The 24177-nt window shown below is 64.3% G+C and carries 23 protein-coding genes; 16 read left to right on the top strand and 7 right to left on the bottom strand.

The features are described from left to right. Positions 1-2328: HAMP domain-containing protein (locus AKL29_RS44845; RefSeq protein WP_430648876.1), on the bottom strand; the 2328-nt coding region annotated here is incomplete at its 3' end. A gap of 274 nt (positions 2329-2602) precedes the next feature. Here AKL29_RS44845 and AKL29_RS14655 point away from each other — a divergent pair. Next, entirely contained in the window at positions 2603-4591 is a 1989-nt protein-coding gene (locus AKL29_RS14655) for a PAS domain S-box protein (protein ID WP_050384686.1), read from the top strand. Between the two features lie 116 nt (positions 4592-4707). Here AKL29_RS14655 and AKL29_RS14660 read toward each other — a convergent pair whose 3' ends face one another. Together AKL29_RS14660 and AKL29_RS14665 are read right to left on the bottom strand one after the other, a co-directional pair. Beyond that, complete coding sequence (locus AKL29_RS14660; protein ID WP_016845796.1) at positions 4708-4926, bottom strand: hypothetical protein; 219 nt, start codon at positions 4924-4926, stop codon at positions 4708-4710. Positions 4927-5059: 133 nt separating this feature from the next. Continuing rightward, positions 5060-5371 carry a hypothetical protein gene (locus AKL29_RS14665; RefSeq protein WP_050384687.1) on the bottom strand — a complete coding sequence of 104 codons (312 nt, stop codon included), beginning with the start codon at positions 5369-5371 and terminating at the stop codon, positions 5060-5062. 61 nt (positions 5372-5432) lie between these two features. On the opposite strand from AKL29_RS14665, the gene AKL29_RS14670 reads away from it, so the two are divergent. Together AKL29_RS14670 and AKL29_RS14675 are read left to right on the top strand one after the other, a co-directional pair. Further along, the gene (locus AKL29_RS14670; protein ID WP_050384688.1) at positions 5433-5633 is read left to right on the top strand and encodes a DUF3072 domain-containing protein; all 201 of its coding nucleotides are present in this window, start codon (positions 5433-5435) and stop codon (positions 5631-5633) included. 118 nt (positions 5634-5751) lie between these two features. Beyond that, positions 5752-6006 (top strand): hypothetical protein, encoded by a 255-nt coding sequence (locus AKL29_RS14675; protein ID WP_016845793.1) that lies wholly within the window; start codon positions 5752-5754, stop codon positions 6004-6006. A 173-nt stretch (positions 6007-6179) separates the two neighbouring features. On the opposite strand, the gene AKL29_RS14680 is transcribed toward AKL29_RS14675, so the two are convergent. Continuing rightward, positions 6180-6437 carry a hypothetical protein gene (locus AKL29_RS14680; protein ID WP_018271640.1) on the bottom strand — a complete coding sequence of 86 codons (258 nt, stop codon included), beginning with the start codon at positions 6435-6437 and terminating at the stop codon, positions 6180-6182. 112 nt (positions 6438-6549) lie between these two features. On the opposite strand from AKL29_RS14680, the gene AKL29_RS14685 reads away from it, so the two are divergent. After that, the gene (locus AKL29_RS14685; RefSeq protein WP_050384689.1) at positions 6550-8619 is read left to right on the top strand and encodes an ATP-dependent helicase; all 2070 of its coding nucleotides are present in this window, start codon (positions 6550-6552) and stop codon (positions 8617-8619) included. Positions 8620-8777: 158 nt separating this feature from the next. Here AKL29_RS14685 and AKL29_RS14690 read toward each other — a convergent pair whose 3' ends face one another. Together AKL29_RS14690 and AKL29_RS14695 are read right to left on the bottom strand one after the other, a co-directional pair. Next, positions 8778-9509: an adenylate/guanylate cyclase domain-containing protein gene (locus AKL29_RS14690; protein WP_050384690.1), complete on the bottom strand. Its 732-nt coding sequence runs from the start codon at positions 9507-9509 to the stop codon at positions 8778-8780. Positions 9510-9595: 86 nt separating this feature from the next. Further along, positions 9596-9892 carry a PilZ domain-containing protein gene (locus AKL29_RS14695; protein ID WP_157347729.1) on the bottom strand — a complete coding sequence of 99 codons (297 nt, stop codon included), beginning with the start codon at positions 9890-9892 and terminating at the stop codon, positions 9596-9598. Positions 9893-10111: 219 nt separating this feature from the next. Here AKL29_RS14695 and AKL29_RS14700 point away from each other — a divergent pair, with 219 nt between their 5' ends. From AKL29_RS14700 to AKL29_RS14710, 3 genes are read left to right on the top strand one after another with little or no spacing between them, the layout of a single operon-like run. Then, the gene (locus tag AKL29_RS14700; protein WP_050384691.1) at positions 10112-11518 is read left to right on the top strand and encodes an MFS transporter; all 1407 of its coding nucleotides are present in this window, start codon (positions 10112-10114) and stop codon (positions 11516-11518) included. An 11-nt stretch (positions 11519-11529) separates the two neighbouring features. Beyond that, on the top strand, positions 11530-12717 hold the full coding sequence (locus AKL29_RS14705; RefSeq protein WP_082190598.1) for an acyl-CoA dehydrogenase family protein: 1188 nt from the start codon (positions 11530-11532) through the stop codon (positions 12715-12717). 24 nt (positions 12718-12741) lie between these two features. Next, positions 12742-13143 carry a VOC family protein gene (locus AKL29_RS14710; RefSeq protein WP_028332023.1) on the top strand — a complete coding sequence of 134 codons (402 nt, stop codon included), beginning with the start codon at positions 12742-12744 and terminating at the stop codon, positions 13141-13143. Between the two features lie 301 nt (positions 13144-13444). Here AKL29_RS14710 and AKL29_RS14715 read toward each other — a convergent pair whose 3' ends face one another. Next, the gene (locus AKL29_RS14715) at positions 13445-14191 is read right to left on the bottom strand and encodes a Spy/CpxP family protein refolding chaperone (RefSeq protein ID WP_028332024.1); all 747 of its coding nucleotides are present in this window, start codon (positions 14189-14191) and stop codon (positions 13445-13447) included. 454 nt (positions 14192-14645) lie between these two features. On the opposite strand from AKL29_RS14715, the gene AKL29_RS14720 reads away from it, so the two are divergent. The 9 genes from AKL29_RS14720 (at position 14646) to AKL29_RS14760 (ending at position 24135) form a co-directional block, all read left to right on the top strand. Next, positions 14646-15986 (top strand): ABC transporter substrate-binding protein, encoded by a 1341-nt coding sequence (locus tag AKL29_RS14720; RefSeq protein ID WP_028332025.1) that lies wholly within the window; start codon positions 14646-14648, stop codon positions 15984-15986. 116 nt (positions 15987-16102) lie between these two features. Then, positions 16103-17041: a carbohydrate ABC transporter permease gene (locus tag AKL29_RS14725; protein WP_050384694.1), complete on the top strand. Its 939-nt coding sequence runs from the start codon at positions 16103-16105 to the stop codon at positions 17039-17041. Next, positions 17041-17952, top strand: coding sequence for a carbohydrate ABC transporter permease (locus AKL29_RS14730; RefSeq protein ID WP_016847559.1), 912 nt, complete (start codon positions 17041-17043; stop codon positions 17950-17952). The genes AKL29_RS14725 and AKL29_RS14730 overlap by 1 nt, the downstream gene beginning before the upstream one ends. A 4-nt stretch (positions 17953-17956) precedes the next feature. Then, a complete protein-coding gene (locus AKL29_RS14735; protein ID WP_028332027.1) occupies positions 17957-19057 on the top strand; it encodes an ABC transporter ATP-binding protein in 1101 nt (366 codons plus the stop codon). A 29-nt stretch (positions 19058-19086) separates the two neighbouring features. Continuing rightward, complete coding sequence (locus AKL29_RS14740) at positions 19087-20076, top strand: hydroxyacid dehydrogenase (protein WP_050384695.1); 990 nt, start codon at positions 19087-19089, stop codon at positions 20074-20076. Between the two features lie 69 nt (positions 20077-20145). Next, positions 20146-21570, top strand: a complete 1425-nt coding sequence (locus AKL29_RS14745; protein ID WP_028332029.1) for an amidase — start codon at positions 20146-20148, stop codon at positions 21568-21570. A gap of 100 nt (positions 21571-21670) precedes the next feature. Beyond that, the gene (locus tag AKL29_RS42845; RefSeq protein ID WP_050384696.1) at positions 21671-22318 is read left to right on the top strand and encodes a hypothetical protein; all 648 of its coding nucleotides are present in this window, start codon (positions 21671-21673) and stop codon (positions 22316-22318) included. Positions 22319-22373: 55 nt separating this feature from the next. Further along, entirely contained in the window at positions 22374-23147 is a 774-nt protein-coding gene (locus tag AKL29_RS14755) for a transporter substrate-binding domain-containing protein (RefSeq protein ID WP_050384697.1), read from the top strand. 172 nt (positions 23148-23319) lie between these two features. Further along, the gene (locus tag AKL29_RS14760) at positions 23320-24135 is read left to right on the top strand and encodes a DUF2147 domain-containing protein (protein WP_050384698.1); all 816 of its coding nucleotides are present in this window, start codon (positions 23320-23322) and stop codon (positions 24133-24135) included. Positions 24136-24177: the final 42 nt, after the last annotated feature.

Below are 24177 nucleotides of genomic sequence, written 5' to 3' on the forward strand. Positions count from 1 at the left end.
GGTCGTCACCTCCGCGATGTTGCGGACCTGTGCGGTCAGGTTGCCGGCCATCGAGTTGACGTTGTCGGTCAGGTCCTTCCATGTGCCGGCGACGCCGGGCACGTTGGCCTGGCCGCCGAGGCTGCCGTCGGTGCCGACCTCGCGCGCCACGCGCGTCACTTCCGACGCAAACGCGTTGAGCTGGTCGACCATCGTGTTCAGCGTTTGCTTCAGCTGAAGGATCTCGCCGCGCACGTCGACGGTGATCTTGCGCGACAGGTCGCCGCCGGCGATCGCGGTCGCGACCTCGGCGATGTTACGGACCTGCGCCGTGAGATTGCCGGCCATCGAGTTGACGCTGTCGGTGAGATCCTTCCAGGTGCCGGCGACGCCGCGCACCTCGGCCTGGCCGCCGAGCTTGCCTTCGGTGCCGACCTCGCGCGCCACGCGCGTCACCTCGCCCGCGAAGGCGTTGAGCTGGTCCACCATCGTATTCAGCGTTTCCTTCAGCTGAAGGATTTCGCCCGACACGTTCACCGTGATCTTCTTCGACAGGTCGCCCTTCGCCACCGCGGTCGCGACCTCGGCAATGTTGCGGACCTGCGCGGTCAGGTTGGACGCCATCGAGTTGACGCTGTCGGTGAGATCCTTCCAGGTGCCGGCGACGCCGCGCACCTCGGCCTGGCCGCCGAGCTTGCCTTCGGTGCCGACCTCGCGCGCCACGCGCGTCACTTCCGACGCAAACGCGTTGAGCTGGTCGACCATCGTGTTCAGCGTTTCCTTCAGCTGAAGGATCTCGCCCGACACGTTGACCGTGATCTTCTTCGAGAGGTCGCCGCCGGCGATCGCGGTCGCGACGTCGGCGATGTTGCGGACCTGCGCGGTCAGGTTCGACGCCATGAAGTTGACGTTGTCGGTCAGGTCCTTCCAGGTGCCGGCAACGCCGGGCACCTGGGCCTGGCCACCGAGCTTGCCCTCGGTGCCGACCTCGCGCGCCACGCGCGTTACTTCCGAAGCGAACGAGTTGAGCTGGTCCACCATCGTGTTGATGGTGTCCTTCAGCTCGAGGATTTCGCCGCGCACGTCCACCGTGATCTTCTTGGAGAGGTCGCCGCCCGCGACCGCCGTCGTCACGGCGGCGATGTTGCGCACCTGCGCGGTCAGGTTCGACGCCATGAAGTTGACGTTGTCGGTCAGATCCTTCCAGGTGCCGGCAACGCCGAGCACATTGGCCTGGCCGCCGAGCTTGCCTTCGGTGCCGACCTCACGCGCCACGCGCGTCACCTCGCCGGCGAACGCGTTGAGCTGGTCCACCATCGTGTTGATGGTGTCCTTCAGCTCCAAAATCTCGCCGCTGACGTCGACCGTGATCTTGCGCGACAGGTCGCCGCGCGCCACGGCCGTGGTCACGTTGGCGATGTTGCGTACCTGGGCGGTCAGGTTGCCGCACATCGCGTTCACCGAGTCGGTGAGGTCCTTCCAGGTACCGGCGACGCCGGGCACGATCGCCTGGCCGCCGAGCTTGCCGTCGGTGCCGACCTCGCGTGCCACGCGCGTCACTTCGGAAGCGAACGAACGCAGCTGATCGACCATCGTGTTGATGGCTTCCTTCAGCTGCAGGATCTCGCCGCGAACGTCGACCGTGATCTTCTTGGACAGGTCGCCGTTGGCGACCGCGATCGTCACCTCGGCGATGTTGCGGACCTGGCCGGTCAGGTTGTTGGCCATCGAGTTGACGCTCTCGGTCAGGTCTTTCCAGACGCCGGTCACTTCCGGCACCTGGGCCTGGCCGCCGAGCTTGCCCTCGGTGCCGACTTCGCGCGCCACGCGCGTGACCTCCGAGGTGAACACCGAGAGCTGCTTGATCATCGTGTTGACGATGTTCGCCGACTGCAGGAATTCGCCGCGCAGCGGCCGGCCCTCGACGTCGAGCTGCACGGTCTGCAGCAGGTCGCCTTGCGCCACCGCAGCGACCGCGCGGGTGACCTCGCGGGTCGGCCACAGCAGATCGTCGATCAGCGTATTGACCGAGCTCTCCATGTCGGCCCAGGCGCCGCTGGCGAGGCCGAAATTGACGCGTTGGCGGGTCTGTCCCTCGCGGCCGACGACCTGGCCGACGCGCGCCAATTGCTGCGCCATGCGCTCGTTGGCGGCTGCGATTTCGTTGAAGGCGTCTGCGATCTTGCCGTCGATGCCGAGATAGTCGCCACGCATCCGGACTGAGAAGTCGCCGGCGCGCATCGCCTGCAGCGACTGCAGCAGGTCATGCGAGGAATCGAGGCTTCCGTTTGATTGTTGGCTGCGGCGCGTATCAGCACGGGGACGAGGCGACGAACCGAGATCGGTCATGTAATTTCCCCTACGCGCTGGCCGCGAATCCAGAGACTCGGAAAAGCCAGTGTGACCATAAGAATGACTGCCCTTGATCTATTCAAGCGGGAAAACGCCAAAGCCGCAATTTGTGACGCAAACCGAGTACCTTAATCGCGATTGGAACCAAAAGTTCCGACCGTTGGCCGAACTTTTCCGAAGAACGACGGAGCCGGCCCTGATCGTCCGGCCCTTGCGTTCGCATGGAACATTGACTGCCCCCGCGCGTTTCGGGCGGGGGGCAGGATCGGTGATGGTTAAGAAATCAGAACAACTCAAACGGGGCATCGTCGAGAGCCGGCACGATCGCCGGCAGGTGGCTGGCGGCGTGGTCGACTACGCCATTTGCATGCTCGGCCCCGATGGCCGCGTCATCAACTGGAACAAGGGCGCCGAGCGCATCACGGGCTATCCGGCCAAGGCGATCCTCGGCAAGCACTTCGCGGTCTTCTATCCTGCGGAAGACCGCGCATCCGGCGTTCCGGCGAGAGCGCTGCAGATGGCGCGGAAGGAAAAGCACTCAGCGGCCGAAGGCTGGTCTGTCCGCAAGGACGGGTCGCAATTCTACGCCGCTGTGGTCATCGATCCGATCTACGAGAAGCGCAAGCTCGTCGGCTACGCGATGGTTACCCGCGACATCACCGAGCGGCGTCAGGCGCGCGCGGACCTCGAGGCCAGCGAAAGCCAGTTCCGCCTGCTGGTGAGCAATGTCACCGACTATGCGCTCTATATGCTGACGCCGGCCGGCATCGTCGCCAATTGGAACGCCGGCGGCGAGCGCATCAAGGGCTATTCGCCCGGCGAAATCATCGGCCAGCACTTCTCGCGGTTCTATACGCCGGCCGACCAGGCTGCCGGCAAGCCCGCCCATGCGCTCAAGATCGCGGAAGAGACCGGGCATTACGTGGAGGAAGGCTGGCGGGTCCGCAAGGACGGTTCGTTCTTCTGGGCGAGCGTCGTGATCGATCCGATCCGCGATACCGACGGCACTCTGGTCGGCTTCGCCAAGATCACCCGGGATATTTCCGAACGCCGCGAGGCGCAACAGAAGCTCGAACAGGTGCAGCGTCAGCTTGCGGAATCGCAAAAGATGGATGCGCTCGGCCAGCTGACCGGCGGTGTTGCGCACGACTTCAACAACCTGCTGATGGTCATTTCGGGCAATCTGTACCGCATCAAGCGCGAGGTGACGAGCGAGCGGAGCAAGCTTGCACTCAGCGCCATCGAAACCGCATCCGAGCGTGCCGCGTCCCTGACCAGGCAGCTCCTCACCTTCGCGCGTCGGCAGAGTGTCAATCCGCAGAGCATCAACGTCGCTGACAGGGTCACCGCAGTACGAGAGGTTTTGACCAGCGCGCTCGGCGGCGCGATCAAGCTGAACATGGAGATCAGACCGGATCTCTGGCCGATCTTCGTCGATCCGACGGAATTCGAGACCGCACTGATCAACCTCGTGGTCAATGCCCGGGATGCGATGACCGACGGCGGCACGCTGACCGTTGCGGCGCGCAATGTCCCGGAAGCCGCCCAGGTGGTCGTCAGCATTACCGACACCGGCGAAGGCATTCCCGACGATGTCATGAACAAGGTCTTCGATCCCTTCTTCACCACCAAGCCGGTCGGCAAAGGGACCGGCCTTGGGTTGTCCCAGGTTCACGGTTTCGCACACCAGGCGGATGGCCGGGTCGAGATTGCAAGCGCGCTCGGCAAGGGCACGACGGTCAGCATCTATCTGCCGCGGGGAACTGCGGCCGCAAAGCGCACGGCCACGGGGCACAGCGCGCCCGGCTTGGCCACGATCCTGCTGATCGAGGACAATCCTGCCGTCGCCGATGCGAGCACGGGCCTGCTCGAACAGCTCGGCTACACCGTGCGCTGGGCCTCGAACGCGGAGGCCGCCTTGTCGGAGATCGACGCCAACGGAATCGATGTGGTGTTCAGCGACATCGTCATGCCCGGCAGGATCGATGGACTGAAGCTGGCGCGCACGATCCGGGACAGAAAGCCCGAGCTGCCGATCCTGCTGACGACAGGCTACAGCGCGAGCGCACGCGACGTGAGGTCCGACTTTCCGGTGTTACGCAAGCCGTACCACATCCACGACCTCAGCCGCGAACTCGCAAAGTTGACGGGGCACAGCGTCGGCAGCGCGACGAGCGGGCCATCCGGCAACGCTTCGAGCGAGTTCGATGCCACCGCGCATGACGTCGCGGCAAGACCAAAGGCGAAAGCCCGCTCCTAAAGCATGATCCGGAAAAGTGCGAAGCGGTTTTCCGAAAAGATCATGCTCAAACAAAAGGCCAAAGCGCGATGACGATTCAACCTAATCTCATCGCGCTTTAGTTCAAAATCGAAAGGCTAGCGTTCCGCCGGCCAGCTTCGGCGCACCAATTGCACCCGCTCGATGCGGCTGCATTGCTCGCAGCGGTACTGAAGAATATCCCTGCCCTCACTGCCCGGATGGCTGCTCTCGAGCCGCATCGTTCTGATGCAGCTGATGCAGGAGATCAGCGTCAGCAGCGGACTGCGATCGTCATTCATCGATGCCCGCGGTGGCGCGGTCGGATCGGCGATCATGGCGCTGGGCGATGCTATGGTGTTGGCTCTCACCACAAGAAAATGCAGATCCTGCGGTTCGGGTTCCTGCCTTGAAACCTGATTTGGGCCTGAGCCGGCGTTCGAGGCTCCCTTCTTTGGGCGAACCGCCGGATCACACCCGGGCGTTGCTGTGACCGGGCGTAGGCTTCGCCTTGTCCTTGTCCACCTTGACCTTCGTGCCGGCGCGATCCTCGAAGCTCCGGCTGAGCCGCTCCCGGACCGTGGGGAGACGCTCGCCGCCGCCGGCGGCCTTCCACCGGCCGACCAGTTGGGCCACTTCGGCTCGCATCGCCATCAGCCGGTACGATGCTTCGCTGCAATCGAGGTCGCGGTTGACCTGATCCCGGATCGACGCCTCGATCAAGCTCATCTCAGCTCGCAACGTGCTGATCTTGCGCCGAATTTCATTGACCTTATTGTCCATGGCTTGTTAGAACAAAAATAGAACATATTGTCAAGTCACGATCCAGCAAGCGAGGCAAGCAATGAGCGTGGCAGCGGTAAGATATGGTGGGGTTGCGGAGCGGCTTGGCGGGCTGATGACCCGTGCCCAGGCGCTGCGGTTGAGGAGCCTCGCCGAGGAGGCCTATCAGCCGAACCAGTACGCCCGCGACCTGACGTCCGAGGAAGCCGAACGGCGCATCGGTGCGCTGAAGGCGGAGATCGCGCTGGCGGATTCTTTCTGAACCGTCCGCTCCAACCAGGCCGGACGTCCCCTGAAGGCTTTGATATAGCGGCGCAGCTAGGTCTGTTCCTGTTATTGCTGCTTTGTCTTATTGCTGCTTGGTCCTGGGGGAGCCTGACGTGCTGGAGTTGGAGAAGCGGTCGCCGCTTGCGTTCCCGATTACGCTGAAGGACGGGCGAACGCTCGCGACGGTCGGCGACGCCGCGGACTATCTGTCCGCGCTGAACCTGGATCAGCGCGAGCGCGGATACTGGAAGACGGCGATCATGATGTTCAACAACGCCATGCGCGAGCCGGGCTATCTGAAGATCGCAACCATGAACCTCCGGTCCGCACTCGTGTATGACCGCTTGGTCGACGACGTTGGCTCCTGATTGTGGTGCCGCGGCTACAGCCGAATCGGCGGTGGTTGCGTAAGGCCCTGTTCGTTATGGCCGCAAACAAGGTAACGGCGGTACACGCGACGGCCGGGTGCGCAATGCGCTTCAGCCGCACTCTCGGGCCGCCTTGGAGGGCCAAGGGAACACCAAGGCGGCTCATTTTCTTTTCAAAGCAATTTCGCGCGGACGAACAGCATCCGCAACGCGTTGGTCGCTTGCACCGTCAGCATGGCGTTACCGGCCGCTCTCTCGAGCGCAACCAATGCCTCGTCATGCAGCGAGCGGAACTCCATCCATTCGACGGCGCTGAGATTGCTGATGAAGCGATAGGCCTGGCCGACGGTCGCGAGCGTCACCGTCTCGCCGTTCAGCCGCACCTTGAACGTCGCCTTCAGCGGCGTGTCGGATTTGGATACGTCACCCATGGCGGGGTTGTGCGCCGCGCCACGTTAATGTCAATCTAATTTCTCTGCGTCCGCCTCGGCGCGTCGGCCCCAATGAATCGCAATGTCTGTTAGCGTTTCGTGGGGGTGATTCGTGACTGATCTTGCCAACACAGCCTATCTCGATGCGCTCAATGCCGAGCAGCGCCGCGCTGTCGAGCACGGGGTCGGCAAGGATTGCATCGTCGGCGCACCGCTGCTGGTGATCGCGGGCGCGGGTTCCGGCAAGACCAACACCCTCGCCCATCGCGTCGCGCATCTGATCGTCGCTGGCGCCGATCCGCGCCGCATCCTGTTGATGACGTTCTCGCGGCGCGCAGCCGGCGAGATGGCCGGCCGTGTCGAGCGCATTGCGCGCCGTGTGCTCGGCGATCGCGCCTCGGTCATGACCGATGCGCTGAATTGGGCCGGCACATTCCACGGCATCGGCGCGCGGCTGCTGCGCGAATTCGCCGAGCGTATCGGCCTCGACCCGGCCTTCACGATCCATGACCGCGAGGATTCCGCCGACCTGATCAATCTGGTCCGCCACGATCTCGGTTTCTCCCGTACCGAAAGCCGGTTCCCGACCAAGGGCACCTGCCTTGCGATCTATTCGCGCTGCGTGAACGCGGAGATGCCGATCGAGGCCGTGCTCGGCCAGTTCTTCCCATGGTGCTCCGGCTGGGCCAGTGAATTGAAACAGCTGTTCGGGGCCTATGTCGAAGCCAAGCAGCGGCAGAACGTGCTCGATTACGACGACCTCCTGCTCTACTGGGCGCAGATGGTGACGGACACCGCGCTGGCCGAGGAGATCGGCGGCCGCTTCGACCATGTGATGGTCGACGAATATCAGGACACCAACCGCCTGCAGTCCTCGATCCTGCTCGCACTCAAGCCCGCGGGACGCGGGCTCACCGTGGTCGGCGACGACGCGCAGTCGATCTATTCGTTCCGCGCCGCCACCGTGCGCAACATCCTTGACTTCCCGGCCCAGTTCACCCCGGCCGCCGAGATCGTTACGCTCGACCGCAACTATCGCTCGACGCAGCCGATCCTGTCGGCCGCCAATGGCGTGATCTCGCTCGCCAAGGAACGCTTCACCAAGAACCTGTGGACCGACCGGACCTCGACCCGCAAGCCGCTGCTGGTCACGATCCGCGATGAGGCCGATCAGGCCCGTTACATCGTCGAGCAGGTGCTGGCCAATCGCGAGGAAGGCACACTGTTGAAGCACCAATCGGTGCTGTTCCGCACCTCCTCGCACAGCGGACCGCTGGAGGTCGAACTGACCCGCCGCAACATTCCGTTCGTGAAATTCGGCGGCCTCAAATTCCTCGACGCCGCGCATGTCAAGGATATGCTGGCGCTGCTGCGCTTCGCCGCCAATCCACGCGACCGGGTTGCAGGTTTTCGCGTTCTCCATCTGTTGCCCGGCGTCGGACCGGCCTCGGCGCAGCGGGTGCTCGACCGCATGACCGAGGCCGCCGATCCGATTGCTGCGCTCGTCGCGCTGCCCGCTCCGCCCCGCGCCGGTGCGGACTGGCGACTGTTCGTGGAGGCCATCGAGAACCTCCGCTACTCGGAATGGCCCGTCGACATCGAACGCGCCCGCCTCTGGTACGAACCGCATCTCGATCGCATCCACGAGGACAGCGAGGTACGCCGCGCCGATCTCATTCAGCTCGAGCAGATCGCCGCCGGCTACCCGTCACGCGAGCGTTTTCTCACCGAACTCACGCTCGATCCACCCGATGCGACCAGCGACCAGGCTGGCGTGCCGCTGCTCGATGAGGATTATCTGATCCTGTCGACGATTCATTCCGCCAAGGGCCAGGAATGGAAATCCGTCTATGTGCTCAACGTCGTCGATGGCTGCATGCCCTCCGACCTCGGCGCCGGCACGTCGGCCGAACTCGAGGAGGAGCGCCGCCTGCTCTATGTCGCGATGACCCGCGCCAAGGACGATCTGCATCTGCTGGTGCCGCAGCGCTTCTTCGTCCACGGCCAGGCGGCCAAGGGCGACCGCCACATGTATGCCTCACGCACCCGCTTCATCCCGGAACGACTGCTGCCGATGTTCGAGCGGACCACCTGGCCGCGCGCCGCGGCCGCGCAGGCATCCGCAGCCAACCGCGCGCCGCCGATCGATATCGGCGCCCGGATGCGCGGCATGTGGCGCTGACGCCGGTTCGAAGATTTTCATCCGGGCTGGAACAAAGCCGCCGACCTTGCGTTGAGGCGGCGTTCGTAATCGGCAAACGACCATCCCCGACGGCTTCGGCGCGCAGTTGCACGCGGGAGCCGTCTTTTTGCGCCGCGTCAATTCACGCGAAAGCCAATTCACTCAGGAAATAATGTGACGGGCTGGTCGAAGCCCTTCAAGGTGTAATCGGCGCCGGCTGCCGTGATCATGTCGCGGGTTCGATCCCGCACGGCCGTCGTCACAAGAATCTCGCCTGACCTGGCGGCCGCCTGCGCGCGTGCCGCGCGATTGACCACCGTGCCGACTGCCGTCAGGTCGCGGTGGGCCTGGCCGAACTCACCGAAATTGGTGTCACCGCTATCCATCCCGATTCCAATGCCGATCTCGATGTCGCCGGCGCCGATCGCCCGCACCAGCGCGTCGTGCCTGTCGCGAAAACTGCGCTGGATCTGGCGCGCCGCGAGCAAGGCCTGCACGGCATGATCGTCGCGCCGCACCGGAAAATTGAAGATCGCGAACACGGCGTCGCCGATGGTCTTGTTGAGGATGCCGTCATAGCGCCAGATCGCGGCGGCGCAGTCGTCGTAGAACGCGTCGAGCAGCGAGGTCAGCCCGTCCTGCGCGATGGTCTGCGTCAGTGTGGTGTAGCCGCGCAGATCGGCGAACAGGATGGTCGCATCGATGGTCACGGCACGCGCCTTCATGATCTTCGAGAAGGCCATCTCGCAGATCGTGCATGTGTTCGGGTTCATGCGGCTCGGCCGGACGCCGAACAGACGGAACGGCGCCGCCAAGGGACCGCGCAACGGGATCGGCATATGCAGGTTTTGCCAGCAGCCAAGGCAGATCGTTGCAGGTTCCGGAGTCATCGGCGGATCACCTGCTGTTCCAGTGACGAAACCCGGGCCCCCTTGGCACGCTGGTTCATGGGCGTCCCCAATCGAGATTGCCGCGCTCAGGCGGTCGCCACGAAACTCACTCCAATTCGCGTCTTCTTGCTCCAGATCACCTGGCACTCATGGACGACAGAGGCGTCGCGGGCCATCACCAGGCGGAATCGGTGCGGGACGAAGGCCGGATTCTCCACCTCGATGGCCGCCCCTTCCGGCGAGATGTTCACGATCGTGCAATGCATGACCGAACCGCCCGACGAGACATAGCCGGGTTCATTGACCTCGGTTCGCGGATGCTTGCGCTTTTCGTCCACCCGGCTGCTCCCCGCTTCCTCCACGCAAACGTGAGCGATCGGCATTGCAGAAGTCAACGGCTCCGTCGGCTCACATCGGGCTTTCGCACCACGATTTGTGCGCAGCAGTAAGCCGAACCGCTTATCGCGCCAATGCAGATGAGCCCCGCGTCGGCGCGGGCTTGTCGTTCGCGCTGGCGCGAGGATAGCCTCATCCTATGGGCGATGCGCTGGCGCGACGCACGCTCCGGGGAACAATGAACAGGCGCCATGGGGAAACGCGCCATGTTCGAGATTCTCGATCGCCGGACGACTCTGACCGGCAACCAGATCAAGATCCTTGCGGCGGCCATCATCGGCGATGCGCTGGAATTCTTCGACTACTTCCTGATCGGCTTCGTGCTCGCGTTCCTGATTGGACCGTGGAAGCTCACCTTCGGCCAGTCGGCCACCGTGCTGATGAGTTCCGGCATCGGCGCCATCCTCGGCGCCTACCTGTGGGGCTGGCTCGCCGACCGGGTCGGGCGGCGTATCGTCTTCATCGGCACGGTGCTGAACTTCTCGATCGCGACCGGCCTGCTCTATTTCACCCCCGATAATGGCTGGGTCTATCTGGCGATCCTGCGCTTCTTCGTCGGCACCGGCGTCGGCGGTCTTTATTGTGTCGACCTGCCGCTGGTGCAGGAGTTCATGCCGTCGCACAAGCGCGGCTGGATCGGCGGCCTCGTCACCTGCGTGATCCCGCTCGGTGTCGGCCTAGGTGCGGTGCTCGGAGCCGTCATGGGAACCGATCAATGGCGGCTGCTATTTGCGATCGGCGTGTTGCCGTCGGTCCTGGTGCTGCTGGTTCGGATCTGGGTTCCGGAGTCGCCGCGCTGGCTGTGCCGGCAAGGACGCTATGACGAAGCCCGCAAGTCGCTGGCCTGGGCGCTGCAGGTGCCGCCGTCGGAGCTGCCGCTGCCGAGCGCGGCCGACGCCGGTCCGATCGTCACGACGAGCTGGTTCGATCTGTTCAAATATCCGCGCAGCCTGATCGTCTCCTGGCTCGGCAATGCCGGCGCGCAGACCGGCGTCTACGGCATCACGCTATGGGCCCCCGCGCTGTTCGTGCTGCTCCTGAAGGTGACGCCGCAGGAAGCCGCCAAGATGATGATCCTGCTCAGCATCACCGGCTTCCTCGGCCGCATCTCGTTCTCTTATTTCTCGGAGCTGCTCGGACGGCGTGTTGCCGGCGGCCTGCTCGGCTTCGGCGCTGGCGCGCTGACCATCATTGCCGGCTACCACTACGACGCAACTTTGTTCGGCATGTCGGCGTTCTGGCTGCTGCTGGCCGCCGCCTTCTTCTTCGCCGACGGTGGCTTTGCGATCGTCGGTCCCTACGCGGCGGAAGTCTGGCCGTCGCATCTGCGCACCACGGGGATGGGGTCGGCCTATGGCTTCGGCGGCATCGGCAAGATCATCGGGCCGGTCGGGCTCGCGCTGATCGTCGGTTCGAACAACTACCTCAAGCCCGACGTGCCACTGACCCAGATTCCGACCGCCTTTGTCTATCTCGGCTGCTGGTTTCTGATGGCAGGTGCTGTCTATTTGTTCTTCGGGCTCGAGACCCGGGGCAAATCGATCGAGCAGATCGACAAGGAGCTCAACGCGACGGCCGACGTCGCGGCCTCCGCGACGATCCGGCGCGCCTGAGGGAGGCGAACATGAATGTGACTTCTGCGGACCTTATGGGTGATCGCGACGTGATCGCCCGCGCCGAGGCGATCAGGGACGCGGTGGCGGCCGCCTCCAACGATATCGAAACGACGCGCCGCCTGCCGCCCGACCTGCTCGACCGGCTGCATGAGGCGCGGCTGTTCCGCCTTTTGCTGCCGCGTTCAACCGACGGGATCGAGACCGATCCCGTCACCTTCTTCCATGCCATCGAGACCATCGCCAAGGCGGATGCCTCGACGGCGTGGTGTCTGAGCCAGGCCGGCGGCTGCGCGATGTCGGCGGCCTATCTCAACCTGCCGGTCGCGCAGGAAGTGTTTGCCGACCCGCGTGCCGTGCTGGCCTGGGGCCCCGGCCCGAAGGTCAAGGCGATCGAGTGCGAGGGCGGCTATCGCGTCACCGGGGTCTGGTCGTTTGCCTCGGGCGGGCGGCACGCCACCTGGCTCGGCGCGCACTGCCCGGTCTATGCCGCGGACGGCGCGCCGCGCCGGGATGCCAATGGTGAGCAGGTCGAGCGCACCATGCTGGTGCGGACCGAGGACGTCGCATGGACTGACATCTGGAACACGGTCGGATTGCGCGGTACCGCCAGCGACCAGTTCGCGCTCGACGACTTCTTCGTCCGCGCGGACCATTCGATCACCCGCGAATTCGACCGCGAGTGCCGCGAGGATGGCCCGCTGTACCGGATGAGCAACCACACCTGCTACCAGATCGGCTTTGCCGGGGTCGCCTGCGGCATTGCCCGCAGCGCGCTCGACAATTTCGTCGACGTCGCCCGCAACAAGGTGCCGCGCGGCATGAAGAAGACGCTGCGTGACAATGCCGTGGTGCAGTCCGGCCTCGCCCAGGCCGAGGTCAATCTGCGCGCGGCCCGCGCCTTCCTGCTGCAGTCGATGGCCGACATCTGGAAGGATCTGGTTGCCGGCCACAGCATCACGGTCGCGCAGCGCATGACGATCCGGATGGCGGCCACGCACGCCATCCACAAGGCGCGGGAGGCCGTCGATTTCGCCTACAACACCGCCGGCGCCACCGCGATCTTCGACGGCCATCCGCTGGAGCGGCGCTTCCGCGACATTCACACCGTGACCCAGCAATTGCAGGGCCGCTTCAGCCATTTCGAGACCGTCGGCGCCTGGATGCTGGGCGTCGATGCCGACCTCAGCTTCGTTTAACCCGATTTCTCAAGGAGAAGAACCATGCCATTGGGCGGACTACAGCATTACACCATCGAGCCGCAGGATCTGGAGAAGACCAAGACCTTCTATTGCGATGTGCTCGGGCTCGAGAACGGCGAACGGCCGCCGCTCGATTTCCCCGGCTACTGGCTCTATTCCGGCGGCCAGGCCACCGTCCATCTGATGGGCACCCGCAAGCCGCGCGACGGCATCGTGGTGCGCGGCACCGAGAAGAAATATGAGGACACCGGCCGCCTCGACCACATCGCCTTTGCTGCCAGCGACGTCGAGGCCGTGCGCAAGCGCCTGCAGTCGAAGAACGTCACCTTCCGTGAGCAGATCGTGCCGCGCACCGGCGACACCCAGATATTCCTCTACGATCCGGACGGCGTCGGTGTGGAGCTGAACTTCCCGAAGAGCTAAGCGCCGGCGTTTCCGGATCGCGGGTTGCCGGCATAGCGTCCGAAGGACATCGCCGCTTTTGCGCGCCGATGTCCCGGTCATTGACGGCTCAATCCGCGCTGGCCTCAGGCGCTGTGGATGGTTCCCGACAAGGCCCTGACTCGGCCATCACTCGGGCGTGATCCGGTCCGTTTTTCTTCAACATTGAATGACGAATTAACCGGGCCGCGCCGCTGCGGCAGAATAGCCGGGTGCTGCGCCTTTAACCTACCCCAGGGCTTGGTGGCCCGGCTATTCGTCCCCACTGGCCGGCGAGATTTCCTCAGTCGAGCCCGCGTTCGTGGCTCAGGCGGACCATTTCGTTGATGAAGATTTGTTTCTGCTTGTCGTCGAGGCTGGCAAACAGCGGCTCGGCTGCGTCGGCAACGCCGCGCTGATCGACCGCCCGGTCATTGAGGAACTGGGCCTCGTTGCGCATCTGTTCGATAATGTCATCCGGCGGATCGCGCTGCGCCCGCGCGATGCGCAGGTTGAGGCGGTCGGCGCCGTTGTGGCCGAGATAGTGCATCGCACTGTTGAAGCCGGCCCAGTTCTTCTCCTGCTCCGGCGTCAGGTTGAGCTCCTTCTTGATCCGTTCGATGTTGGCGTCGCTGTTGGCGACGATCTGTTCGGCCGTCAGCTGCGGCGCGCCGGCCTGGGTCAGCACGGTCGGTGCCTGCTTCGCGCCCTTGTCCTTGGCGGCAGCCTTGGCCGACTTGGTGGCCTTGGCGCCGGCCGCCGGGGCCTGCGCGTTCTTGCCGCTGCCGGCATTGGGGTTGGCGCTGTTGCCATTGTTGCCGGTCAACACCCCGGTCACGCCGGTCACCACCCCGACAACGCCGCCGATGGCTCCGCCGAGGACGCCGCCGACCGGCCCGGCGGCCTTGTTGCCCTCGCGCGCACCCTTTTCGACGCCCTGCACGATCTGCGCATCGACCCGATGAGGCGCTGCGAGCAACGTGACGGTGGCGGCCCCAACCGCGGCGCACAATCTCCATTGCGCTCGCAGCTTCGCTACCGGGATGAGCATGATCGGGTCTCCATGATCGGTGGTGGATTGCGGAATTGATGCGGGAGCAGGTTTGACGAATCCGGACTTTAGCGTTTCCGGCTTCGGCAAGTCTATCGGCCGCACCGGGCATCACCACGGCGGAACAGAGTTCGCTAAGGCTCGACCGGAAAGCTGCGGCTCAACCGCGCACCGCCTCCGACCTTGTCTGCGTCACCCCCCGCGTGCGTCGCAGCATGATCGTAAGACGCGCGGCAAACCGCCGGCAACTGCAATGATGCGAACGACACTGCCTGCTATTTGACCACAACGTTAGTTCTAGTTGGCATCAGCATCTCGTTTCTCGACAGATGCCGGCAATTCTGTTCTGATCGGTGTCAACGCAATCCCGCGACGTCGCGCAAACGCGACGCACAAAAACAACAACGGGATTCAAAAAAGCCTTTTGTCCGTTGGCTACCAGGGAGGGAATGCCATGTCACGGAAGAAGCTCTCGCGCCGAGAATTCGTCGCAGCGACAGCGCTGTCATCGGCCGCGCTGATTACAGCCCCCTACGTGCGTGGCGCCTACGCAGCCGGAAAGCTCTCGATGGGCTTCTGGGATCACTGGGTGCCCGGCGCGAACAGTGCGTCGACCGAGCTGGTCAATGAATGGGCTGCCAAGGAGAAAGTCGAGGTCCAGATCGACTACATCACCAGCCAGGGCAACAAGAACATCGTCACCATTGCCGCCGAGGCGCAGGCGAAATCCGGTCACGATATCTTCCAGATGCCGACATGGTGGCCGCAGGCCAACGCCGAGTTGCTCGAGCCGGTCAACGACATCATGGATCCGCTCATCAAGCTGAACGGCGATGTCAACGGCACGGTGAAATATCTCGGCCAGGCCGGCGGCAAATGGCTCGGCGTTCCCGCCAGCGTCGGCAGCCAGATCAAGGGTCCCTGCTCACGCATCGACCTGATGAAGAAACATGCCAACATCGACGTGCAGGAGATGTATCCGGCCGGAAGCGAGCCGAAAGCCGATAACTGGACCCTCGATACGTTCCTCAAGGCAGCCGAAGCCTGCCACAAGGCCGGATTCCCGTTCGGTATCGGCCTCGGCGAAACCAGCGACAGCGTCGACACCGCCGGTGCGATTTTCCAGTCCTTCGGCGCGCAGCTGGTGGATGCCAAGGGCAACCTCACGGTCAAGACCGATGCGGTGCGCCAGGCCCTCGACTACTACAAGAAGCTGCTCGCCTTCCTGCCGCCCGACGTGTCGGCATGGGACGACGCTTCCAACAACAAGTGGCTGGTTGCCGGCAAGGGCGCGATGATCCTGAATCCGCCGAGCGCATGGGCGGTCGCCAAGCGCGATGCTCCGCAAGTCGCGGAGCAGTGCTGGACGCACGGGTTCCCGGCCGGGCCGAAGGGACGCTTCGCGCCCTATCTGCCGTTCTTCTGGTCGATCTGGTCGTTCTCGAAGAACAAGGAGGCGGCCAAGAGCCTGCTGTCCCACCTGTCGCAACCCGCATCGATCGAGAAGATGGTGGTCGCAAGCGGCGGCTATGACCTGCCGGCCTACGAAAAGCTCACGACCTTGAAGGTCTGGGCGGAGCAAACGCCGCCAAAGGGGACGCTCTACCACTATCCCAACCCCTACAAGCACCAGACGCTGTCGATTGCGGCCTCGCCCGCGCCGCCCAAGATCGCGCAGCAGATCTACTTCCAGGCCACGCTGACCAAGATGTGCCTGCGGTACTACCAGGGTGAAAGCATGGAAAAGACGCTCGCCTGGGCCGAGGGCGAGTGCGAGGGCTTCATGCGAAGCTGACGACAAGCGAGATCTCGCGCGACCGCCCGTGATGTTGGCCGCGCGAGGTCCCGTCTTCACTGACCGGCCGCCGAACCGGCGAGCTGTGCAACCAACCCGCGCGAGGGACCTGCGTTATGGTTGATGTCGCATTCCAATCCAACCGCGCAGCCGCTGCCCAGTCGGGACGAAGGCGCGTCGGCCTGCGCAACGCGCTGCGGCGCAAGTCGATGGCCGCGTTCCTGATGACCTTGCCGCTGATCCTCCTGATCGCGATCCTGGTGCTCTACCCGGCCCTCTACTCCTTGCACCTCGCGACGCTGAACAAGGCGATGACGAAGTTCGTCGGGTTCGGCAATTTCGAGTTCCTGTTCAAGCGCGACACCTTCTGGCTGGTGGTCAAGCAATCCTGCATTTTCGCGATCTCGGCGGTGATCTTCAAAGCCCTGCTCGGCTTCATCGTCGCGCATTTCGTGCACAACGTACCCGCCAACAAGCAGCGCAAGTGGCGCGGCATGCTGCTGGTGCCGTGGGTGATCCCGCCGGCGATGAGCACGCTGGCGTGGCTCTGGTTGTTCGACCCCTCCTACAGCGCCTTCAACTACACGCTTTCCTTCTTCGGCATCGGGCCGATCCCGTGGACCGGCGATGCGATGTGGGCGCGCTTCTCGGTGATCCTGGTCAACGTCTGGTACGGCGCGCCGTTCTTCATGATCATGTATCTGGCGGCGTTGAAATCGGTGCCCGACCAGCTTTATGAGGCGGCTGCGATCGACGGCGCCAATTGGTGGCAGCGCATTTGGTACGTGACCCTGCCGATGATGCGCAACATCATCGCGATCACGACGTTGTTCTCGCTGATCGTGACCTTCGCCAATTTCGACATCGTGCGTATCCTGACCGCAGGCGGGCCGCTCGACCACACCCATATCTTCGCCACCTGGGCGTTCCGCGTCGGTATCGAGGGCAGCGATGTGCCGCTCGGCGCCAGCGTTTCGCTGTTCATGGTGCCGATCCTCGCGGTCGCGGCGATCTTCATCCTGCGCGACATCACCAAACGCGGGAACGAAGCCTGATGAGCTCGCTGACGATCGACAAGTCCGGACCGACCCGCAAGGTCAAGTACGGCAGCATGAGCCGCGACCGCGCCTGGGCGCTACGCTGGTCCTATTTCTTCCTGGTGCTGTTTGCGATCTTCTCGCTGACGCCGCCGATCTACATGCTGATCACCTCGCTGAAGAGCAGCGCCGAGATCTCGGCCGCGACCAATCCGTGGTGGGTCTATCATCCGACCCTCAGCAACTACATCGAGCTCCTGACCTCGAACCAGTTCCTGCGCTTTTTCTGGAATTCGGCCTGGGTCTCGATCATCGTGGTCACCATCACGATGCTGATCAGCGTGCCGGCGGCCTTTGCGCTGGCGCGGATGAAATTCTGGGGCTCGGCGACGCTCGCCACCGGCGTGTTCCTCACCTATCTCATTCCGGACAGCCTGCTGTTCATTCCGCTGTTCAAGATGTTCGCCGTGTTCGGCGACTGGACCGGCATCCAGCTCGTCAATCGCTGGTACGTGCTGCTGTTCATCTACCCGACGCTGACGGTGCCGTTCTGCACCTGGATCATGATCGGCTATTTCGCCTCGATCCCGAAGGAGCTCGACGAAGCGGCGATCATCGACGGCGCGAGCTGGTTCCAGACGCTGACGCGGATCTTCATCCCGGTCGCGCTGCCCGGCCTGATCGCGGCCACGATCTTCGCCTTCACCGTCTCCTGGGCTCAGTTCCTCTATCCGCTGGTGTTCACGACATCGACCGATCAGCTGGTGCTGCCGGTCGGCATCATCACGACCCTGATCAAGGGGGACGTCTTCAACTGGGGACAGATCATGACCGGCGCCCTGCTCGGCGCCGCACCGCCGCTGATCATCTATGCCTTCCTGATGGACTACTACATTGCCGGCCTGACCGCCGGTGCGACAAAGGGTTGAACTTATGGCTGATGTCAGTTTGCGGAAGGTTGTGAAGCGTTACGATGAGGTCGAGGCGGTGCGCGGCATCGACCTTGATATCGCCGACCATGAGTTCGTGGTGCTGGTCGGGCCGAGCGGCTGCGGCAAGTCGACGACGCTGCGGATGATCGCCGGCCTCGAGGACATTTCCGACGGCGACATCATGATCGGCGGCGACGTCGTCAACGACGTGCCGCCGAAGGACCGCGACATCGCGATGGTGTTCCAGAACTATGCGCTCTATCCGCACATGACCGTTGCCGAGAACATGTCGTTCGGTCTGCGGCTGAAGCACTATCCCAAGGCCGAGATCAAGAGCCGGGTCACCGAGGCCGCCCGCATGCTCGACATCACCGACCTGATCGACCGCAAGCCGAAGCAGCTCTCCGGCGGCCAGCGCCAGCGCGTCGCGATGGGACGGGCGATCGTGCGCAATCCGAAGGTGTTCCTGTTCGACGAGCCGCTCTCCAACCTCGACGCCAAGCTGCGCGTGCAGATGCGGATCGAGATCAAGAAGGTGCATCAGAAGGTCCGCACCACGACGGTCTACGTCACCCACGACCAGGTCGAGGCGATGACGCTCGCCGACCGCGTCGTGGTGATGAATCACGGCAGGATCGAGCAGATCGGCACGCCCAACGAGCTCTACCACAAGCCGGCGACCCGGTTCGTCGCCAGCTTCATCGGCTCGCCCGCGATGAATTTCGTGCCCTGTCGGCTCGAGGACACCGGCGGAAAGCTCAACGTGCGACTGACCGATCGCCTCACCTTCGCGCTGCCGCCGGCACGCGCCGCCCGCTACCAGGCTCTCTCCCGCACCGACAAGCTGTTGCTGGGCATCCGGCCCGAGCACGTCATGGAGGCGCGGCCGCATGCCGATCCGGGCGTCGAGCCGTTCGACGCCATGCTCGACGTCACCGAGCCGATGGGGATGGAGACTCTGGTCTATTTCACGCTCGAGGGCACCCAGGTCTGCGGCCGGGTCAATCCCAATGCCGGCGCGCAGGATGGCACCCCGCTCCGATTGGCTGTGGACCTCAACAATATGCATTTGCTAAACGAGGTGACCGGCGCCGTCCTTTGACGGCGCACAAGAAACCTCAAGGGCAGGAAATGGCCACCAACAAGAAGAAGATCTTCATCACCCAGACTCTGTCTCCGGGGGCACGGGTGCTCCTCAAGGAGCGGGACGACGTAGAACTCATCGAATTTCCCAACCTGATCTCCGCCAAGGACTTTCAGACCATGCTCGAGCAGCATGCGCCGGTCCATGGCGTGGCGCTCGGCGCAACCCGCTTCGGCGAGGCGGAGCTGGAGGCGTCCAAGGGCATGATGGTGGTGACCCGGATCGGTGTCGGCTATGACGCCGTCGACGTTCCGGCGCTGTCGCGCCGCAAGGTGCCGCTGATGGTCGCAGGCACCGCGAACTCGCCGTCGGTCGCCGAACAAGCCTTGTTCATGATGCTGACTCTGGCCAAGCGCGCGCAGGAAATGCACACGATGGTCAAGGACGGCACCTGGGCGAGCCGGCTCGGCGTGCTTCCGTTCGACCTCTACGGCAAGACCGTGCTGATCGTTGGCTTCGGCCGCATCGGCTCCCGCACCGCCAAGCGCTGCCTCGCCATGGAAATGAACGTGCTGGTCTACGATCCCTACAAGCCCGCCAGCGAGATTACCGCAGCGGGCTGCGAGGCCGTGCCGAGCCTCGAAGCGGCGCTGCCGCGGGCGGATTTCGTCACGATCCATTGCCCGAAGAATCCCGAAACGGTCGGGCTGTTCAACGCCGCGCGGATCAGGCTGATGAAGCCGACCGCCTATCTCATCAACACTGCCCGCGGCGGCATCGTCGACGAGAAGGCGCTGCACGACGCGCTGGTGTCAGGCAAGCTCGCCGGCGCCGGCCTCGACGTGTTCGAGCTCGAGCCGCCGCCGGTCGGCCAGCCCCTGCACGCTTTGCCCAACGTGATCATGGCGCCGCATGTCGCCGGCGTCACGGTCGAGGCCGTCGATCGCATGAGCGAGCAGACCGCACGCAATATCCTGAGCGTGCTGGATGGCAATCCGCTGCGCCAGAACGTGATCAACCAGGACGTCCTCGGCTGAGCTTTCAGCCTTCCTCGTTTGCGCCGCGGCCGATCCGAAAAGATCGGCCCGGCGATGCGGAGTACCCACATGGCCTTCAAGGAATTCGGCAACTACGATGCGGTCGGTCTCGCCGAACTCGTCCGCAACAAGGACGTGACGCCGAAGGAGCTGCTCGACGAAGCGATCGCGCGCACTGCCGCCGTCGATCCCAAGATCAACGCAGTGGTCGTCAAGCACTACGACTACGCCGAGCGCCAGATCGCCAAGGGGCTGCCTGACGGTCCCTTCACCGGCGTGCCGTTCCTGCTCAAGGACCTCGATCTGCTCGAGGGCACACGCACCACGTCGGGTGCCAGCCTGCTGAAGGACTTCGTCGCCGATCATAACGGCACGCTGGCCCAGCGCTTCCTCGACGCCGGGCTTGCGATCTTCGGCAAGAGCTCGAGCCCAGAATTCGGCCTGATGCCGACGACCGAATCCCGCCTGTTCGGCCCGACCCGCAATCCCTGGAATCTCGACCATTCCTCCGGCGGCTCGTCCGGCGGCGCCGGGGCCGCGGTCGCGGCCCGCATCCTGCCCGTCGCGCATGCCAGCGACGGCGGCGGGTCGATCCGGATCCCCGCCTCCGCGTCCGGGGTGTTCGGCATGAAGCCGACGCGTGCCCGCAACCCCTGCGGGCCCGATCGCGGCGAAGGCTGGGGCGGCTTCTCGGTCGGCCACGTGCTCAGCATCAGCGTCCGCGACAGCGCGGTCATGATGGATGCGATCCACGGCCCGGAGCCGTCGAGCCTCTATGTCGCGCCGCCGCCGGAGCGACCGTTCTCGCAGGAAGTCGGCCGCGATCCCGGCCATTTGCGCATCAGCTTCACCGACAAGTCGCCCTACGGCGATGCCATCGATCCCGAGATCGCCGCGGCGGTGCGCGACATAGCCAAGCTCCTGGCGGGGCTCGGCCATCATGTCGAGGAGCGTGCGCCGCCGCTGGCGGCCGATCCCGCCGCGGTCATGACGACCATCGTCGGCGGCAACACGGCGCTGACCATCCGTCTGCTCGAGCAGCGCGTCGGGCGCACCCTGACGTCGGACGATGTCGAGCGGCTCACGCTCGCCAGCGCCCAGAATGCGACCAAGATGAACCCGGCCGACTACGTGGCCGCGCAGCTTGCAGCGTTCCAGATCTCGCGCGCGCTTGCGACCTTCTTCGAAGGTTGCGACATCTTCCTCAGCCCGACGCTGTGCGCGCCGCCGCTCCGCCTCGGCGAGCTGAACACGATGTCCGAGGACCTCGGCCACATCGCGCCGGTGCTGCGCCGCTACATGCCGGGCACCTCGATGTTCAACATGTCCGGACAGCCGGCGATGTCGGTGCCGCTGGCCTGGAACAAGGCCGGTCTGCCGCTCGGCATGATGTTCGCGGCCAAGCTCGGCGAGGAAGGACTGCTGTTCCGCCTGGCCGGCCAGCTCGAACAGGTCCGCCCCTGGAAGGACCGGCGTCCGCCGATTTGCGCGTAGGCCCCACCGAAGCGCCCGGGCTGACAAAGGCCAGTCACATCAGGTAGATAGGAATGGCGTCGGCGCGATTCCGCCAACGCCGAGCCTGGGAGACCGAACCGTGAGTGACCCGACCGACAATGCGCTCGCTGCAATCGCGAGCATTCTCGATCAGACGACGACACCTCCCGAGAAGGCCAAATCGTCTGACAAGACGGCGGATAAGGAAGCCGAGCCTGCCAAGGAGCCTCCGGTCTCCATCGCGATGCCGCCGCCCCTTCCGTCGTCAGTCGAAGTCGTATCAGTCGAGACCGTGTCCATCACGACCGTGTCCGTCGAAGCCGCGCCCGCCGAGCCGTCGGCGGTCGAGCCGCCTCCGATCGAGCAGCCCGAACCGGTCGAACAGCCTGAGCCAAGTAAAGCTGAGGCAAGTGAACCGGAGCCAAGCGAACCGGAAGCGGAGCCGGAGCCGATCCAGCCGCCGCCCCAACCGATCGAGGCCAATGGCTATTCCAGGTCCGGCCCAGGCCCGATGGCCGCGCTGCGCTTCCGCTGGACGGTACGCCAGGACGGCGCCCAATATTATGTCGACGAGACCGTCGGTGACGCATCGACCCCACTCGTCAACGGCCCGATGGAGCGGGACGCCGCGATCAAATTCGTCGACGATCGCGAGGCCGAAGCGCGGCGGCGCTTCGAGCATTTCAAGCACGAGATGCTCAGCCGCACTGCGAGCGTCGTTCAGGCAAAGGACAGCAACGAGGCCTGAGACGCGATACGTGCCCTTCGGGCATCGCAATCAAATGCGGATGGAGTAGACCTCGATGTTTCGCGCGCTGGTCGGCCTCGCCTTCGCCTTGCTCCTGTCCACCGCGCACGCGCAGCAGGCGCCGTCCCGGCTGGATGAGATCGTCAAGCGCGGCATCCTGCGGGTCGGCATGACCGGCGACTATTTGCCCTTCACCTATCTCGACAAGGAGACCAAGGCCTTCCGCGGCTTCGATGTCGACATGGCGCAGTCACTCGGCAAGGCGCTCGGCGTCAAGGTCGAGTTCGTGCCGACGTCGTGGCCGCAGATGACCAGGGATTTCGAGGCCGACGATTTCGACATCGCGATGGGCGGCGTCTCCATCACCTTCGATCGGCAGAAGAAGGGTCTGTTCTCGACGCCGATCATGCGCGAGGGCAAGACGCCGATCGCGCGCTGTGCCGACAAGGGCAAGTTTGAGACGATCGCCGAGATCGACAAACCGGGCACCCGCGTGATCGTCAATCCCGGCGGCACCAATGAGCGCTTCGCGCGCGCCCATGTGAAAACCGCCGAGATCCGGGTCTTCAACGACAACACCAAAATCTTCGACGAGATTGCCAAGGGCGATGCCGACCTGATGATGACCGATGCATCCGAGACGCGCTATCAGCAGAAGCTGCATCCCGGCGTGCTGTGCGCCGTTCATCCCGACAAGCCGTTCGACTTCGCGGAAAAGGCCTACTGGATGCAGCGCGACGTCGCCTTGAAGGCGTTCGTCGACCAATGGCTTCACATCGCACGCGAAGATGGCGGCTACGCGAAGATCTACGCCGCGTGGTTCGAATAGCCCGCGTCACGCTCATCATTTGAAGCGCACGGCCTGAAACCAGACCGTAATCCAGCGATTTGAACCTAAGCCGCAAGGATACGACTCATGTTCTGACCGTGATCTGGGACACGTTCAACGAGGTGGGCACCGGATAGCCTTGCGAACGGGGTTCCCTGCACCGGAGGTCGAGATGAGAAAGCTACTGGCGATCGCCACGCTCGTGCTGGCGAGCACGGCCGCAGCGCAGGCGCAGTACACATTCGATTACGGCGGCCGCACCATTCGCATCGATCCCGATCGCGGCACGGTTTCGATCCCCGGCGTCTACGACAATACTCCCCGCGGCACCAAGCGCGCCAAACGCGAGGACACCGAGCAGAAGCGCAAGGCTCCGAAGGAAGCCAACACGGACGCTAAGACGGATTCCCAGGCCGCGCCGTCCGGCGCGCCCGCAGCGGCTGCTCCGCCAGCCCTCGATCAGGCCGCCGTCCCGCCGGCGCCTGCCGCAACCACGACGGATCCGGCCAGCACGGGTGTTGCGGCCACGCCGCCTTCAGCTACAGCCGCGACCACACCGCCGCCGCCCGCGCCGCCAGCCGTCCAGCAAAATGCCGCGCCTGCTGCAAAGCCCACCACCGCTCCAACCGTCGGTGCCGCCTCGCCGAGCGCTCCAGCGCCCAAGCCGCTCGCCAATCCCGTGCAAGCAGCGAACTCGCCGCTTGGCGTCTGGATCACCGAAGAGAAGGAAGGCAAAATCCGCATTGAGCAATGCGGTGCCAATCTCTGCGGCTACGCCGTCGACAAGAAATCGAACGCCAACGGCGAGCAGGTTCTGATCAACATGAAGCCGGGCAAGGACAAGTGGAGCGGCCGCATCTTCGATCCGAACAGCGGCAGCACCTACGATTCCACCATCGCGATGAAGAGCCCCGACACGCTACGCGTCCAGGGCTGTGCGTTCGGCGGCATGTTCTGCGGCGGCCAGACCTGGACGCGGGTGAATTGATTACGCTTGGATCGTAGCCCGGATGAAGCCAACGGGTCGCGC

It is taken from the genome of Bradyrhizobium pachyrhizi, assembly GCF_001189245.1.
GTDB classification, from domain to species: Bacteria; Pseudomonadota; Alphaproteobacteria; order Rhizobiales; family Xanthobacteraceae; genus Bradyrhizobium; species Bradyrhizobium pachyrhizi.